The following is a 14,615-nucleotide window of genomic DNA, read 5'->3' on the forward strand; positions in this document are numbered from 1 at the left end:
TAATTCGGTCAGTGAGTTCAACTTTACGCCAACCGGATTGGGCATGAAACCAGCAAAGTGTAACCAATTATAAGACCCGGGCGTCGCAAATCCCGTCAGCAGTGGCTCAGCCGAGCCGTTTTTCCAGCAGCAGGCGATCCTCGCCCGGGCCGAAATAGTCGCGCTCCTCGGCCAGTTGCTGATAACCGAGTCGAAAGTAGAGGCGCTGGGCCGGATTGGCGGGATCCACCGTCAGTTTGATCCGATCGATCTCCAGTTTCAGCAGTCCCTGCTCCACCTGCAGCATCATGCGTTCGGCCAGGCCGAAGCCGCGCGCCTCGGGCAACACAGCCAGGGAGAGCAGCCAGCCCTGCGACCGATCCTGTCCCAGCCCGCCCAGGGCATAGCCCAGCAGTTTGCCGTCCAGCTCGGCCACCAGCAGCAGATCGGGCCAGAGATCCATGGCCTGACGGAAGAAGAAACCGGGGTAGACATCCTCTCCGAAGACGTCGACGTCTATCTGCCAGATGGCGTGCATGTCGGCGTGGCGGGCCACTCTCAAAACGGGGGGCTGATGCATCCGGGCTCCTGTCATTGCGTGCGTGCTGCCGTGCGGCAGTCAAAAAGGAGTCACAGGTTAGTGGGCCATCCGGGCTGATGCAAGCGGGTCTGGTGATGGGGGCGGGCGTCGCAGCTTGCCCGGTTCAGGGCGGCAGGGGCCGGTTGCTGGGCAATCTGGGGGCCTTGCGGCGGCTGTCCAGCAGGTGGCGCAGGGCTAGCCAGGGGTGATGCCACAGCATGCGCGGGCCGCTCCACTTCATGATCAGCTGTATCTGTTTGCGCATGGCCGGGGCGTAGCAGTGGATGTTGCAGTTGGCACAGGTGGGTTTGTGGCCGTGGCCATAGCGGCAGCGCCGCAGGCGCTGGTGGGCGAAGGCTTGCAACTGCTGGCAGTGGCGGCAGGCGGGATCCTGATGATGGTGGTCGCAGTAGAGGCGGATCATGGCGCTGACCGTCTGCTGCTCCCGCTTGAGCCTGGGGTGCTCGGGTGTCTTGCGGGCACGGGGCTGGCGCACGGGATCGGGGTGATGGGTTTTCATGGGGGTCATTGTCCTGACCTGCCCCGGCGGGGTCTTGATACAGGTCAAGCCGGGGGGCAAAAAAACAGGGCCCGCGGGCCCTGTCTCATCAGACAACTCTGCTTGTCTGCACTTAGATGAGGCTGGTTGCCTGTTCCAGCCAGGCGAGATCCTCACCCTCCAGCAGCGGGCTCAGGCGGCGGAACACCTCGACATGGTATTCGTTGATCCAGCGGAACTCGGCCGGGCTCAGCAGGCTGCGCTCGATGAGGCGGGTATCGAACGGCACGTAAGTCAGCCGCTCGAAGCCCAGCATCGACAGCTCGCCGATCTGTTCCTGCTCGGTCACCACCACCAGGTTCTCGCAGCGGATGCCGAACGCATCTTCCCGGTAGTAACCCGGCTCGTTGGAGAGCACCATGCCCGGCTGCAGGGCCACCAGGCTGCCCTTGGGGGCGATGCGCTGCGGGCCTTCGTGCACGCTCAGGAAGTGGCCGACGCCGTGGCCTGTGCCGTGGTCATAGTTATAACCGGCCTGCCACAGCGGCATGCGGGCCAGCACGTCGAGCTGGATGCCGGCGGTACCGCGCGGGAAGCGGGCCTGATCCAGCGCGATATGACCCTGCAGCACCCGGGTGAACATGGCCTTGTGCTCGTCGGTGACCTCACCCACCTTGACGGTGCGGGTGATGTCGGTGGTGCCGTCCAGATACTGGGCGCCGGAGTCCACCAGATAGATGCTGTCCTGGCCGAAGGCGCGCGGTGTGCCGTTGGTGTGACGGTAGTGGCACATGGCGGCGTTGGGGCCCAGTGCCGAGATGGTATCGAAGCTCGGCTCGACGTAGTGCTCCTGCTCGTGGCGGAAGGCTTCCAGCTGGTCCGCCAGTGTGCCTTCGTCCACCCCTTCAAACTCGCCGGCGGCGATCAGCCGATCCAGCCAGGCGAGGAAGCGGGTGACGGCGACGCCATCGCGCAGGTGGGCACGCTGCATGCCGGCCAGCTCAACGGCGTTCTTGCACGCCTTCGGCAGCATGGTTGGATCCTGACCGGCCACCAGGATGGCGCCTGCCTCTTCCATGATGAGCTGGGTCCAGGCGTTGGCCGTGTTGGGGTCGGCCAGCACTTTTTGCTGGTCTTCCCCTATGCGTTGCAGCACGTCACCCAGCTTGTCGATGGGGTAGACGGAGACATCTTGTCCCACGTGCTGGCTGAAGGCGAAGCAGTCGATCTTGTCGGTGTCGACGAAAAAATCCATGCTGGTGTTGGCGTAGAGCACGGCAAAGCCCAATACCACCGGCAGCCGCTCCACGTCGCGACCGCGCAGGTTGAGCAGCCAGTTGATGGGCTCGGCCTGGGTCAGCAGTACCGCATCCAGCCCGCGCTTGCGCAGATCGCTCGCCAGCAGTTCACGCTTGGCCTGGCTTGACTGGCCCGCCAGCTCCTCGCTGTAGAGGATGACTGGGGTCTTGGTGGGGGCGGGGCGATCGCTCCAGTGCAGGTCTATGGGGTTCTGCTCCACGCGTACCAGCTCGATACCGCGCTCGGTCAGCACGGCCCTGGCGTTTTGATACCAGGCCAGGCTGTGCAGGCGGGCGTCGAAGCCGACCCGGGAGCCGGACGGCAGCTGATCCGCCAGCCACTGGACGTGGGGATCTTCGTTAAGATGGAGAAACTCAAACAGCTCGGCCGGTGCCTGCATGCGGGCCTGCACCGTGTAACGACCGTCGATGAACAGGGCCGCCCGCTGCGCCATTATGATGGCGAGCCCGGCGGAGCCGTTGAAACCCGTGATCCAGTCCAGACGCTCGGCGTAGGCGGGGATGTACTCGCCCAGGTGCTCGTCATCGTGGGGGACTATGAAGGCGTCCAGCTCTTGTGTGGCCAGTGTGGCCCTGACCTGGGCGACGCGGGTTTCAATAATCTCGAAATGATTCATGTCGTTAATGCCAGATTGTTGTGATGTGAGTGTTCATTGGTGGTGGCCGCTGTCCAGGATCCGCTTGACTGACTGGCCAGCCGCCTCGATATGTTGCTTGAGCAGCACCACGGCCTCGTGTTTGCGACGGGCGCGGCACAGTTCCAGCAATTGGGCGTGTTCACGCTCCGCCTTGTCCACTCCGTCGCTGGCAAACAGCAGCTCGAAGCGCACATAGCGGTCACAGCTCAGATTGATCTGGGCGATCAGCTCCAGCGCCTGGGGGCGGCCGGCAGCCTGATAGAGGGTGGCGTGAAAACTGTGGTTCAATTCGGCCCAGTGTTCGATCTGGGTGCCTGACTCGAGCGCCTGATCAAACTGGGCGAGGATGGCCTGTGCCTTGACGAAGGTCTCCTCCGTCATCATATCCACGGCGTGAAACAGGGTATCGGCTTCCAGCAGGGCTCGCAAATAAAAGAGCTCCTCGATGGCCGAGGCGTCCAGCATGGTGACCACGGCGCCGCGGTGGGCCTCGAACTTCACCAGCCCCTGGGCCTCCAGCTGCATCAGGGCTTCACGCACCGGAATGCGGCTCACCGCCAGCTCCTTGGCGATGGCATCCTGACGCAGGGGGGCGCCGGCGGGGAATTCGCCACGCAGGATCCGGCCACGGAGATTTTCCATCACCATCTGGGTTCGGGTCTTGTAGGGTGGGGTCATGGTCGGGTCACAGGGGATTCGTTACAAAATTGTATATTGTATAAAGTTGGGCTGAATCTAACGCGCAACCGCCCACAAGGCAAGGTTTGGCGGGGATCAAACGCCGTCCTCTGGTTAAAAAAATACCGGTCAGCAGGGCTGACCGGTATGGATGTCGGCAAGAGAAGGGAGGCTGGTGTTACAGCTGCGGACCCGCAGCAACCAGGCGCTTGCCCTCTTCGTTGTCGGTGAAGCGCTCGAAGTTCTTGATAAAGCGCTGGGCCAGATCCTGGGCCTTGGCATCCCACTCGGCCTTGTTGGCGTAAGTGTCGCGCGGGTCGAGGATCGCCGGGTTCACGTCGTGCAGCGCGGTCGGCACTTCCAGATTGAAGATCGGCAGCACCTTGGTCTCGGCCTTCTCGATGGAACCGTCCAGGATGGCGTCTATGATGGCGCGGGTATCCTTGATGGAGATGCGCTTGCCGGTGCCGTTCCAGCCGGTGTTGACCAGGTAGGCTTCTGCGCCGGCCGCTTCCATCCGTTTCACCAGCTCCTGACCGTACTTGGTCGGGTGCAGGCTGAGGAAGGCAGCACCGAAGCAGGAGGAGAAGGTCGGGGTCGGTTCTGTGATGCCACGCTCGGTACCGGCCAGTTTGGCGGTGAAGCCGGACAGGAAGTGGTACTTGGTCTGCTCCTTGGTCAGCTTGGAAACAGGGGGCAGCACGCCGAAGGCATCGGCGGTCAGGAAGATCACCTTGTTGGCATGACCCGCCTTGGAGACCGGCTTGACGATGTTCTCGATGTGATAGATGGGGTAGGAGACACGGGTGTTCTCGGTCTTGGAGCCATCATCGAAGTCGATGGTGCCATCGGCGGCAACGGTCACGTTCTCCAGCAGCGCATCGCGACGGATGGCGTTGAAGATGTCCGGCTCGGCTTCCTTGGAGAGCTTGATGGTCTTGGCATAGCAACCCCCTTCGAAGTTGAACACGCCGTCGTCGTCCCAGCCGTGCTCGTCATCGCCGATCAGCTGACGCTTGGGATCGGTGGAGAGGGTGGTCTTGCCGGTGCCGGAGAGGCCGAAGAAGATGGCCACGTCGCCGTCCTGACCCACGTTGGCGGAGCAGTGCATGGAGGCAATGCCGCGCAGGGGCAGGAAGTAGTTCATCATGGAGAACATGCCCTTCTTCATCTCGCCACCGTACCAGGTGCCGCCGATGAGCTGGATCTTCTCGGTCAGGTTGAAGGCGACGAAGTTCTCGGAGTTGAGACCCTGCTCCTTCCAGTTCGGGTTGGTGCACTTGGCACCGTTCATCACCACGAAGTCAGGTTTGAAGGCTTTCAGCTCTTCATCGCTTGGGCGAATGAACATGTTCTTGACGAAGTGAGCCTGCCAGGCCACCTCTGTGATGACGCGCACGGCCAGACGGGTATCCGGGTTGGCACCGCAGAAGCCGTCAACCACAAACAGGCGCTTGCCGGAGAGCTGTTTGGTCACCAGGGATTTCAGATGTGACCACACTTCCGGGGTAATAGCTTTGTTATCGTTTTTACCCTGGTCAGACCACCACACAGTATTCTGGGTAGTAGCGTCTTTGACGATATATTTATCTTTCGGGGAGCGGCCGGTGAAGATGCCGGTGTTTACGTTGACGGCGCCCAGCTCGGTCACCACGCCGCGCTCGAACCCTTCCAGGTCAGAACGTGTCTCTTCCGCGAAAAGCTGATCGTAAGAGGGGTTGCGAACGATTTCTTGGCTGTTTTTGATACCGTACTGGTCCAGTCCTAATTGTTGGGCCAGGGTGGGTTCTGCCACGATTGTCATTGTATTCTCCTGGGTTCAGAGGTTTGTAGGGTTCTATCTGGCGTTCATCCTATCACTTAGGTGGTAGAGTTTAGCGATCGCCATCAAACTTTATAAAATAGGGTATTTTTTTGTTATTTAAGTTAAAGGCGGGTTTTGCCCGCCTTCAATTAGTGTAACTTGTTTGCATCATTATCGGGAGCCCTGCTGAACAGGGTTTCGACGTCGATCCCGTCGAATTGGTACTGGGCGCCGCAATAATCACAATGCATGTCGATCTTGCCGAGCTCCTGCACCATCTCCATCACCTCTTCCTTTTCTATCTGCAGCAGGGCCCCTTCGCAGCGTGCGCGGGAGCAGGTGCAGCGGAACTCGACCGCCTGCGGATCGAACACCCGCACCTTGTCCTGGTGGTAGAGGCGGTAGAGGATCTCTTCCGCTTCCAGGCCGAACAGCTCTTCATCCTTGATGGTGGCGGTGAGCTGGGTCAGGTGATCGAAATCTGCGCTGTGATCCTCGCTCTGGGCTGGCAGCGCCTGCAGCAGTATGCCGGCGGCGCGGGGCTCACCCTGGTGGTAGCCGGTACGGATCCACAGCTTGGTGGCCAGCTGTTCAGACTGGGCGAAGTAGTGCTCCAGGCAGCCTGCCAGGGTGTCGGCGTCCAGCGCTATGATGCCCTGGTAGCGCTCGCCCTGCTCCGGGGTGATGGTGATGATCAGCTGGCCTTCGCCGATCAGGCTCTGCAGCTTGCCATCGCTCGGCAGCTCGCCCTCAAAACGGGCCACGCCGCGCAGTTGCTGGTTGTTGTCACCGTTGATGACGGCGAGGCGCACCGGGCCATCGCCCTGCAACTGCACTGTGATGGAGCCTTCAAACTTGAGGGTGGCGGTCAGCAGGCTGGTGGCAACCAGCAGCTCACCCAGGAGTTTTTGCACCTGCACCGGATAGTTCTGGGCTTCCACCACGTGGCGGTAGGTATGGTCCAGCTGGACCAGCTCACCCCGGACTTCGTACTCTTCAAACAGATAGCGATACAGGAGATCTTGGTTACTCATCATGCATTCCTGGGTTCTTAGGTGAGATAAATAGATAAAAACATTATTAAACAGGTGGTTAGGAACTAATCCCGTTTCCTGTCGTCATAAAAGGGCCACGTTGGCGAGTCAGTATTGCTTGACCTTGATCAGCTGGCGCCGCTCCTGCTTGTCGGGACGACGCTCGGGGCTCGGGGCAAACTGGCTGTTGAAGCGGCGCGCCTCGCTGTTCTCGGCCCGTTTTTTCAGGCTGGCTTCCGTCTCTTCATAGAGCAGCTGGGCCAGCGGGGCGGATTTGCGCTGTTCGCTCACTTGCAGCACCCGCACCTCCCGTTCGTCCTGGCCTTGCCAGACACGGATGAGGGCACCGGCTTCGACGGCCTTGCCCGGCTTGCTGCGCTGGCCGTTGTAGTGCACCTTGCCCCCTTCAATCTGCTCACGGGCCAGGCTGCGGGTCTTGTAAAAACGCGCCGCCCACAACCATTTGTCGAGGCGGACCTGGGTTGTAGTTTCTGCGGGATTCGGCATGAATCGACTCCGGGATGGCTGAAAGGGGAGCCTGATTATACCAGAGGCAGGCCTCGGGATAGAAACGGGGGGCTTATGGTGTGACGGAATGTCAATTTTCGCAGCTTCATCCCATCCGGTCGGTTGTCTCTGGGTCCATTGCCGTACACAATAGCCAACCGATTTGGATGCCAGAATATATTGATAAACATGACGCTACCGTTCAGGGATGACTTGTTGAGCTCCCTTCTGGCCCGTTGCAAAACCGTGCCGCTCTCCCGTTTCAGCCAGCCCCTGTTCTGGCTTCTGCTGCTGTTGCTGGCCCACCAGTGCGCCGGTCTCACCTGGCGTCTGCTGGATCTCGGCAGCCAGCAGGCCAGCCAACCCTGGCAGCCGGCCATGGTCGCCAGTCAGGGCCAAGGCTCGGCCCGGCTCGATCTCGGCGGCATCAGCCGGCTGTCGCTGTTCGGCAAGGCGAAGCAACAGGCCCAGGCGGCCGATGCTGTCGCAGCCGATGCCCCAAAGACTCAGCTCAACGCCCAGCTCAACGGTGTGCTGGCGAGTTCAGATCCGGCCAAATCCATCGCCATCATCGCCCACAACGGCGTGCAGAACTCCTATGGCATCGGTGATTTCATCGATGGCACCCAGGCCAAGATCCGTCAGGTGTTTGCCGATCGCGTCATCATAGAGCGGGACGGGCGGGACGAGACCCTGATGCTGGACGGGGAAGAGTACGGCAAGCCCCTGCCCAAACCGGGCAATCAGGATGACAAGCTCTCCTCGGTGCGCAGCGAACTGCTGGGCAACCCAGGCAAGATCACCGATTACCTCAATATTTCCCCGGTGCGGGTAGATGGCCGCATGGTCGGCTATCGCCTCAATCCGGGCAGCAATCCAGAGCTGTTCAATCAACTCGGTCTGGTCGCCAACGACATGGCGGTCAGCATCAATGGCCTGGATTTGCGGGATAATGCTCAGGCCATGCAGGCAATGCAGCAGGTGGCTGGCGCCACGGAAATGACCGTCACCGTCGAGCGGCAAGGACAGCTCTACGACGTTTATGTCGGCTTGTCAGAATAATGATTTGGAGTAGCACCAAGAATGATAAATAAAGGGAAGGGCTGGCGTCTGGCCACGGTTGCGGCGGCGCTGATGATGGCGGGCTCCGCCTGGGCCACCGAGTATTCTGCCAGCTTCAAGAATGCCGACATCGAAGAGTTCATCAACACGGTCGGCAAGAACCTGAGCAAGACCATCATCATAGAGCCTTCGGTGCGCGGCAAGATCAACGTCCGCAGTTACGACCTGCTCAACGAGGAGCAGTACTACCAGTTCTTCCTGAGCGTGCTCGACGTCTATGGCTTCGCCGTGGTGCCCATGGATAACGGTGTGCTCAAGGTGGTGCGCTCCAAGGACGCCAAGACCTCGGCCATCCCGGTGGTGGATGAGACCAACCCGGGCATAGGCGACGAGATGGTGACCCGGGTAGTGCCGGTGCGCAACGTTTCGGTGCGCGAACTGGCGCCCCTGCTGCGACAGCTCAATGACAACGCCGGTGGCGGCAACGTGGTCCATTACGATCCCTCCAACGTGCTGCTCATCACGGGCCGTGCCGCCGTGGTCAACCGTCTGGTGGAAGTGGTTCGCCGGGTCGACAAGGCGGGCGATCAGGAAGTGGACATCATCAAGCTGAAATATGCCTCCGCCGGCGAGATGGTGCGGCTGGTGACCAACCTCAACAAGGATGGCAACAGTCAGGGCGGCAACACCTCCCTGCTGCTGGCCCCCAAGGTGGTGGCCGACGAGCGTACCAACTCTGTGGTGGTCAGTGGCGAACCCAAGGCGCGGGCCCGCATCATACAGATGGTGCGCCAGCTCGACCGGGATCTGCAGAGCCAGGGCAACACCCGGGTCTTCTACCTGAAATATGGCAAGGCCAAGGACATGGTGGAGGTGCTCAAGGGCGTCAGCTCCAGCATAGAAGCGGACAAGAAGGGCGGCGGCACCACCACGACAGCGGGTGGCGGCGCCAGCATAGGGGGTGGCAAGCTGGCCATCTCTGCCGACGAGACCACCAATGCCCTGGTCATCACGGCCCAGCCGGATGTGATGGCCGAGCTGGAGCAGGTGGTCGCCAAGCTGGATATCCGCCGCGCCCAGGTGCTGGTGGAGGCGATCATAGTCGAGATCGCCGACGGCGACGGCCTCAACCTCGGGGTGCAGTGGGCCAATACCAACGGCGGCGGCACCCAGTTTTCCGATACCGGTCTGCCCATCGGCTCGGTGGCCATCGCCGCCAAGGATTACCAGGATAACGGCACTACCACGGGCCTGGCTGCCTTGGCGAAAGACTTCAACGGCATGGCGGCCGGTTTCTACACCGGCAACTGGGCCGCGCTGGTAACGGCGCTCTCCACCAACACCAAGAGCGATATTCTCTCCACCCCGAGTATCGTCACCATGGACAACAAGGAAGCCTCCTTCAACGTCGGTCAGGAAGTACCGGTGCAGAGCGGCTCCCAGAGTTCCACCACCAGCGATCAGGTGTTCAACACCATAGAGCGCAAGACGGTGGGCACCAAGCTGGTGGTGACGCCGCAGATCAACGAAGGGGATTCCGTGCTGCTCAATATCGAGCAGGAGGTCTCCAGCGTGGCGCAGAAACAGGCGACCGGTACTGCCGATCTGGGCCCCACCTTCGATACCCGTACCATCAAGAACGCCGTGCTGGTGAAAAGCGGCGAGACTGTGGTGCTGGGTGGCCTGATGGATGAGCAGACTCAGGAGAAGGTTTCCAAGGTGCCATTGCTGGGCGACATCCCTGTGCTCGGCTATCTGTTCCGCGCCACCAACAACACCACCTCCAAGCGCAACCTGATGGTCTTTATCCGGCCGACCATATTGCGGGATGCCAACGTCTACTCCGGCATCTCCAGCAACAAGTACACCATGTTCCGGGCCGAGCAGATCGAGGCTGCGGCTCAGGAGAACTACCTCACCTCGCCCAAACGCCAGGTGCTGCCTGAATATGGCCAGGATGTGACCCAGTCGCCCGAGGTACAGAAGCAGATCGAGCTGATGAAGGCGCGCCAGCAGGCGACGGCCGACGGAGCTCAGCCATTCGTGGGTAACAAGTAATGGCAGCGTACCAGCTCGATGACACGAGTCTGCCTGCGGCCCTGCCCGAGCTGCCGTTCGCCTTTGCCCGCAACTTCGGTGTCGTCCTGACCGAGCGGCAGGGGACCCCCCTGCTGCTGTGTCGTCCTGGGGTGGCGCCGCAAACCCTGCTGGAGGTGCGGCGGGTGGCGGGCTGCGCCTTCGAGGTGGAGCAGCTCGGCAGTGACGAGTTTGAAGAGTTGCTGATGGCGCACTACCAGCGCGACTCTTCCGAGGCGCGTCAGCTGATGGAAGATCTCGGCAACGAGATGGACTTCTTCGCCCTGGCCGAGGAGCTGCCGCAAAGCGAGGATCTGCTGGACGCCGATGACGACGCCCCCATCATTCGCCTCATCAACGCCATGTTGAGCGAGGCGATAAAAGAGGAGGCGTCTGACATCCATATCGAGACCTTCGAGCGGGTGCTGGTCATTCGCTTCCGCATCGATGGCGTGCTGCGGGAGATACTGCGCCCTCATCGCAAGCTGGCCTCCCTGCTGGTGTCGCGCATCAAGGTCATGTCGCGGATGGACATAGCCGAGAAGCGGGTGCCCCAGGATGGCCGCATCTCGCTGCGTATCGGTGGCCGGGCGGTGGACGTGCGGGTGTCGACCATGCCGTCCAGCTACGGCGAGCGGGTGGTATTGCGTCTGCTCGACAAGAACAACGTGCGCCTCGAGCTCAAGCAGCTCGGCATGACGCTGGCCAACCGCAACATCATCAGCGAACTCATTCGCAAGCCCCACGGCATCATATTGGTGACGGGCCCGACCGGTTCGGGCAAGTCCACCACCCTGTATGCGGCGCTCTCCGAGATCAACTCGCGGGATCGCAACATTCTCACGGTGGAAGACCCTATCGAATATGACCTGGAGGGTGTGGGTCAGACCCAGGTCAACACCAAGGTGGACATGACCTTCGCCCGCGGCCTGCGCGCCATTCTGCGTCAGGATCCGGACGTGGTAATGGTGGGGGAAATTCGCGACCTCGAGACCGCCCAGATAGCGGTGCAGGCGTCGCTGACCGGTCACCTGGTGATGTCGACCCTGCACACCAACACCGCCATAGGTGCCATCACCCGGATGCGGGACATGGGGATAGAGCCCTTCCTGCTCTCCTCGTCCCTGTTGGCGGTACTGGCCCAGCGGCTGGTGCGCACCCTCTGCCCGGATTGCCGCGCCCCGCGCCCCATCACCGAGCAGGAGCGTCTGGCCATGGGCATGGAACTGGCGCCGGATCAGCAGGTGTGGCGGCCGGTGGGCTGCGAGCAGTGCAACCACACCGGCTATCGCGGCCGGACCGGCATTCACGAGCTGGTGGTGATCGACGAGGCGGTGCGCGAGGCGATCCACAGCGCCAGCGGTGAACTGGCCATAGAGCGGCTGATCCGGGACCATACCCCCAGCATACGCCGCGACGGCATCGACAAGGTGCTCAAGGGGCAGACCAGCCTCGAAGAGGTGCTGCGGGTGACCCGGGAAGATTGATGTTTGGTCAGGCAAGCGATTTGAATCGGGATAACGAGACGTCACAGTGCTAGGGCAGAGGAGCAAGAGTATTGTCAGCATTTGAATACAAAGCCCTCGACAGCAAGGGGCGCCAGAAGCAGGGGGTGACCGAGGGTGACTCGGCCCGTCAGGTGCGCCAGCAACTGCGTGAGCAGGGGCTGACTCCGCTCGAGGTGAACGAGACCACAGAGAAGGCAAAGCGGGAAGCGAATCGCTTCGTGCTGTTTCGCCGTGGCGCCTCCACCTCAGAGCTGGCCCTCATCACCCGTCAGCTGGCGACCCTGGTGGGCGCAGGGCTGACCATCGAAGAGGCGCTGCGGGCGGTGGCCGAGCAGTGCGAGAAGGCCCATCTGCGCAGCCTGGTGGCGACGGTACGCAGCAAGGTGGTAGAAGGTTACTCGCTGGCTGATTCGCTGGGGGCCTTCCCTCACGTGTTCGATCAGCTGTTTCGCTCCATGGTGGCGGCCGGTGAAAAGTCGGGCCATCTGGAGAAGGTGCTGAACCGGCTCGCCGACTACACGGAGCAGCGCCAGCACATGCGCACCAAGCTGCTGCAGGCGATGATCTACCCCATAGTCCTCACCCTGGTGGCGGTCGGGGTCATCTCGATCCTGCTCACCGCAGTCGTGCCCAAGGTGGTGGCCCAGTTTGAACACATGGGCCAGCAACTGCCTGCGACGACCCGTTTCCTCATCGGCACCAGCGAGATGATGCAGCACTACGGCCTCTGGTTCCTGCTGCTGCTGTTTATCGGTGGTTTTGTCTGGCGCTGGTGGCTGACCGACGAGAAGCGTCGCCGTCACTGGCATCAGGTGGTGCTGCGCCTGCCGGTCATAGGCCGGGTCAGCCGTGGTCTCAATACCGCCCGCTTCGCCCGCACCCTCAGCATACTCAACGCCAGCGCCGTGCCCCTGCTGGAGGGGATGAAGATCGCCGGCGAGGTGCTCTCCAATGACTTCGCCCGTACTCGCATCGGTGAGGCCACCGAACGGGTGCGGGAGGGGACCAGCCTGCGCAAGGCACTGGATGAAACCAAGATTTTCCCGCCCATGATGCTGCACATGATCGCCTCCGGCGAGCAGAGCGGCGAGCTCGACAGCATGCTGGAGCGGGCGGCTGACAACCAGGACAGGGAATTTGAAACCCAGGTGAACATCGCTCTCGGCGTGTTCGAGCCCCTGCTGGTGGTCTCCATGGCCGGGGTCGTGCTGTTTATCGTGATGTCGATCCTGCAGCCGATCCTCGAGCTCAACAACATGGTGAATCTGTAAGGTTCGGGTGTCCGAATACGCTTCGCTATTCGAACCTACAAATCCAATCGAACTCGCAGGTTCGATTAGCCGGCAGGCGTAATCGAACGATCGCGGTTTAACAGTTAATCGTTGATGGTTCATGCCATCTCATTTCGTTAGGGAGTAAGTCATGCAAAAGCGTCGTCAATCCGGTTTTACCCTGCTGGAAGTCATGGTGGTCATAGTGATCCTCGGGATCCTGGCCAGCCTGGTGGTGCCCAACCTGATGGGCAACAAGGAGAAGGCTGACCAGCAGAAAGCCGTCTCCGATATAGTGGCGCTGGAAAATGCCCTCGACATGTACAAGCTGGACAACAACCGTTACCCGACCACCGAGCAGGGCCTGGACGCGCTGGTCAACAAGCCGACCGCCGCTCCCGAGCCGCGCAGCTACCGTGACGGCGGCTACATCAAGCGCCTGCCGCAGGATCCCTGGGGCAACCCGTACCAGATGCTGAGCCCGGGCCAGTTTGGCAAGATCGACATCTTCTCCATGGGGCTGGATGGCGAAGCCGGTACCGATGACGACATCGGCAACTGGAATCTGAAGGATTTCCAATAAGTGATTGATTGCGCTGCCATCAAGCTGCTGTGGATGAGGCTGCCGTGAGGGGCTCGTCGTCTCGTCATCACCAAGCCGATTTCCCCCTGCTGGAGGTGATGTTGAGTGGCGCCATGCCGATGAGGCGGGAGTCTGCTGTCGTCACCTTGGTGGGGGGGGTCCAATGAGGCGTCATCGCCAGTCGGGTTTCACCCTGCTGGAGGTATTGCTGGTGGCCATGCTGATGGGGCTGGTGGCCACCGCCGTCACCCTCAGCATGGGAGGGGCCAGAGGCGATCGCGAGCTCGACAAGCAGGCGCGCCGCTTCATGGCGACCCTGCAACAGGCGCAGGAGTATTCGGTGATGGATGGCCGGCTGGTGGGGCTTCGCATCGAGGATCACGGCTGGCAGTTCATGCAGCGTGCCGCCAAGGATCGCAAGTGGCAGGCGCTGACCGGCGACAAGATCCTGGGACAGGTACAACTACCCGACACCATGCTGCTGGCCATCGAACTCGAAGGGTTCAGCTGGCGAACCGAGTCCGACGAGAAAACCGAGCGGGGTCGGGATGAGAAGGAGCGCACGCCCCAGGTGCTGATCTTCCCCGGTGGCGAGCTCAGCCCCTTCGTGCTGACTCTGACCCAGCAGGATGAGGATGTGCGCTACCTGCGTACGGTCAAAGCGGATGAATTCGGCCGCTTGCGACTGCTGCAGGACGAGGAGGAAGAGGAATGAACGCCCGTGGCATGACATTGCTGGAAGTCATGGTCGCACTGGCGGTGTTTGCCATCGCGGGTCTCGCCGTGATGAAAACCGCCAGCGAGCACCTCTCTGCGCTCAATTATCTGGAAGAGAAGACGCTGGCGACCTGGGTGGTGGAGAATCAGCTGGTGCAGCAGAAGCTGGAGGCCAAGTGGCCCGGTGACAGCTGGGTGGAGGGGGACGAGCAGATGGCGGGCCAGACCTGGTACTGGCGCTATCGCGGCGTCGCCACCGCCGACAACAACTTCAAGGCGCTGGATATGGAAGTGCGTACCGCGCCCAAGGCGGAGAGCCCAGTGGCCTTCATCCGGACCTATATCAGCCGATGACAACCG

Annotated in this window: 14 protein-coding genes; 7 read left to right on the forward strand and 7 right to left on the reverse strand. The window is 61.5% G+C overall.

The features are described 5' to 3' along the window. Nucleotides 1-106 precede the first annotated feature (106 nt). From IU367_RS02470 to hslR, 7 genes are all read right to left on the reverse strand, one after another. Nucleotides 107-559, reverse strand: coding sequence for a GNAT family N-acetyltransferase (locus IU367_RS02470; protein WP_043557428.1), 453 nt, complete (start codon nt 557-559; stop codon nt 107-109). 124 nt (nt 560-683) lie between these two features. Next, entirely contained in the window at nt 684-1,079 is a 396-nt protein-coding gene (locus IU367_RS02475) for a nitrous oxide-stimulated promoter family protein (protein ID WP_274453359.1), read from the reverse strand. A gap of 112 nt (nt 1,080-1,191) precedes the next feature. Beyond that, the gene (locus IU367_RS02480; RefSeq protein WP_274453360.1) at nt 1,192-2,994 is read right to left on the reverse strand and encodes an aminopeptidase P family protein; all 1,803 of its coding nucleotides are present in this window, start codon (nt 2,992-2,994) and stop codon (nt 1,192-1,194) included. Between the two features lie 33 nt (nt 2,995-3,027). Continuing rightward, complete coding sequence (locus IU367_RS02485) at nt 3,028-3,693, reverse strand: GntR family transcriptional regulator (RefSeq protein WP_043140759.1); 666 nt, start codon at nt 3,691-3,693, stop codon at nt 3,028-3,030. A gap of 178 nt (nt 3,694-3,871) precedes the next feature. Further along, on the reverse strand, nt 3,872-5,497 hold the full coding sequence (gene pckA / locus IU367_RS02490; protein WP_043140762.1) for a phosphoenolpyruvate carboxykinase (ATP): 1,626 nt from the start codon (nt 5,495-5,497) through the stop codon (nt 3,872-3,874). A gap of 149 nt (nt 5,498-5,646) precedes the next feature. Beyond that, nucleotides 5,647-6,531 (reverse strand): Hsp33 family molecular chaperone HslO, encoded by an 885-nt coding sequence (gene hslO, locus IU367_RS02495; protein WP_043140765.1) that lies wholly within the window; start codon nt 6,529-6,531, stop codon nt 5,647-5,649. 108 nt (nt 6,532-6,639) lie between these two features. Further along, nucleotides 6,640-7,038, reverse strand: coding sequence for a ribosome-associated heat shock protein Hsp15 (gene hslR / locus IU367_RS02500; RefSeq protein WP_043140769.1), 399 nt, complete (start codon nt 7,036-7,038; stop codon nt 6,640-6,642). Between the two features lie 213 nt (nt 7,039-7,251). On the opposite strand from hslR, the gene exeC reads away from it, so the two are divergent. The 7 genes from exeC to exeI all read left to right on the forward strand — a co-directional run bounded on the left by exeC (nt 7,252) and on the right by exeI (nt 14,609). After that, nucleotides 7,252-8,100, forward strand: a complete 849-nt coding sequence (gene exeC, locus IU367_RS02505; protein ID WP_274453362.1) for a GspC family type II secretion system variant ExeC — start codon at nt 7,252-7,254, stop codon at nt 8,098-8,100. Nucleotides 8,101-8,121: 21 nt separating this feature from the next. Beyond that, a complete protein-coding gene (gene exeD / locus IU367_RS02510) occupies nt 8,122-10,158 on the forward strand; it encodes a GspD family T2SS secretin variant ExeD (RefSeq protein ID WP_274453363.1) in 2,037 nt (678 codons plus the stop codon). Continuing rightward, the gene (gene exeE / locus IU367_RS02515; RefSeq protein WP_043557433.1) at nt 10,158-11,663 is read left to right on the forward strand and encodes a GspE family T2SS ATPase variant ExeE; all 1,506 of its coding nucleotides are present in this window, start codon (nt 10,158-10,160) and stop codon (nt 11,661-11,663) included. Before exeD ends, exeE begins: the two co-directional genes overlap by 1 nt. Nucleotides 11,664-11,734: 71 nt before the next feature. Continuing rightward, on the forward strand, nt 11,735-12,955 hold the full coding sequence (exeF, locus tag IU367_RS02520) for a GspF family T2SS innner membrane protein variant ExeF (protein ID WP_274453364.1): 1,221 nt from the start codon (nt 11,735-11,737) through the stop codon (nt 12,953-12,955). A gap of 151 nt (nt 12,956-13,106) precedes the next feature. Next, complete coding sequence (exeG, locus tag IU367_RS02525) at nt 13,107-13,538, forward strand: GspG family T2SS major pseudopilin variant ExeG (protein WP_042868940.1); 432 nt, start codon at nt 13,107-13,109, stop codon at nt 13,536-13,538. Between the two features lie 163 nt (nt 13,539-13,701). Beyond that, a complete protein-coding gene (gene exeH / locus IU367_RS02530) occupies nt 13,702-14,253 on the forward strand; it encodes a GspH family T2SS minor pseudopilin variant ExeH (protein WP_098980847.1) in 552 nt (183 codons plus the stop codon). Next, nucleotides 14,250-14,609, forward strand: coding sequence for a GspI family T2SS minor pseudopilin variant ExeI (gene exeI, locus IU367_RS02535; protein WP_043140785.1), 360 nt, complete (start codon nt 14,250-14,252; stop codon nt 14,607-14,609). The genes exeH and exeI overlap by 4 nt, the downstream gene beginning before the upstream one ends. Nucleotides 14,610-14,615: the final 6 nt, after the last annotated feature.

The organism is Aeromonas bestiarum, assembly GCF_028751155.1.
In the GTDB taxonomy this organism is placed as follows: domain Bacteria; phylum Pseudomonadota; class Gammaproteobacteria; order Enterobacterales; family Aeromonadaceae; genus Aeromonas; species Aeromonas bestiarum.

What these genes read in the sequence shown, in the direction of transcription:
- hslO (WP_043140765.1), bottom strand. Translation starts at nt 6,531, where the DNA reads ATGAGTAACCAAGATCTCCTGTATCGCTATCTGTTTGAAGAGTACGAA.
- exeG (WP_042868940.1), top strand. Translation starts at nt 13,107, where the DNA reads ATGCAAAAGCGTCGTCAATCCGGTTTTACCCTGCTGGAAGTCATGGTG.
- IU367_RS02485 (WP_043140759.1), bottom strand. Translation starts at nt 3,693, where the DNA reads ATGACCCCACCCTACAAGACCCGAACCCAGATGGTGATGGAAAATCTC.
- IU367_RS02475 (WP_274453359.1), bottom strand. Translation starts at nt 1,079, where the DNA reads ATGAAAACCCATCACCCCGATCCCGTGCGCCAGCCCCGTGCCCGCAAG.
- IU367_RS02480 (WP_274453360.1), bottom strand. Translation starts at nt 2,994, where the DNA reads ATGAATCATTTCGAGATTATTGAAACCCGCGTCGCCCAGGTCAGGGCC.
- exeH (WP_098980847.1), top strand. Translation starts at nt 13,702, where the DNA reads ATGAGGCGTCATCGCCAGTCGGGTTTCACCCTGCTGGAGGTATTGCTG.
- IU367_RS02470 (WP_043557428.1), bottom strand. Translation starts at nt 559, where the DNA reads ATGCATCAGCCCCCCGTTTTGAGAGTGGCCCGCCACGCCGACATGCAC.
- exeI (WP_043140785.1), top strand. Translation starts at nt 14,250, where the DNA reads ATGAACGCCCGTGGCATGACATTGCTGGAAGTCATGGTCGCACTGGCG.
- exeE (WP_043557433.1), top strand. Translation starts at nt 10,158, where the DNA reads ATGGCAGCGTACCAGCTCGATGACACGAGTCTGCCTGCGGCCCTGCCC.
- hslR (WP_043140769.1), bottom strand. Translation starts at nt 7,038, where the DNA reads ATGCCGAATCCCGCAGAAACTACAACCCAGGTCCGCCTCGACAAATGG.
- pckA (WP_043140762.1), bottom strand. Translation starts at nt 5,497, where the DNA reads ATGACAATCGTGGCAGAACCCACCCTGGCCCAACAATTAGGACTGGAC.
- exeD (WP_274453363.1), top strand. Translation starts at nt 8,122, where the DNA reads ATGATAAATAAAGGGAAGGGCTGGCGTCTGGCCACGGTTGCGGCGGCG.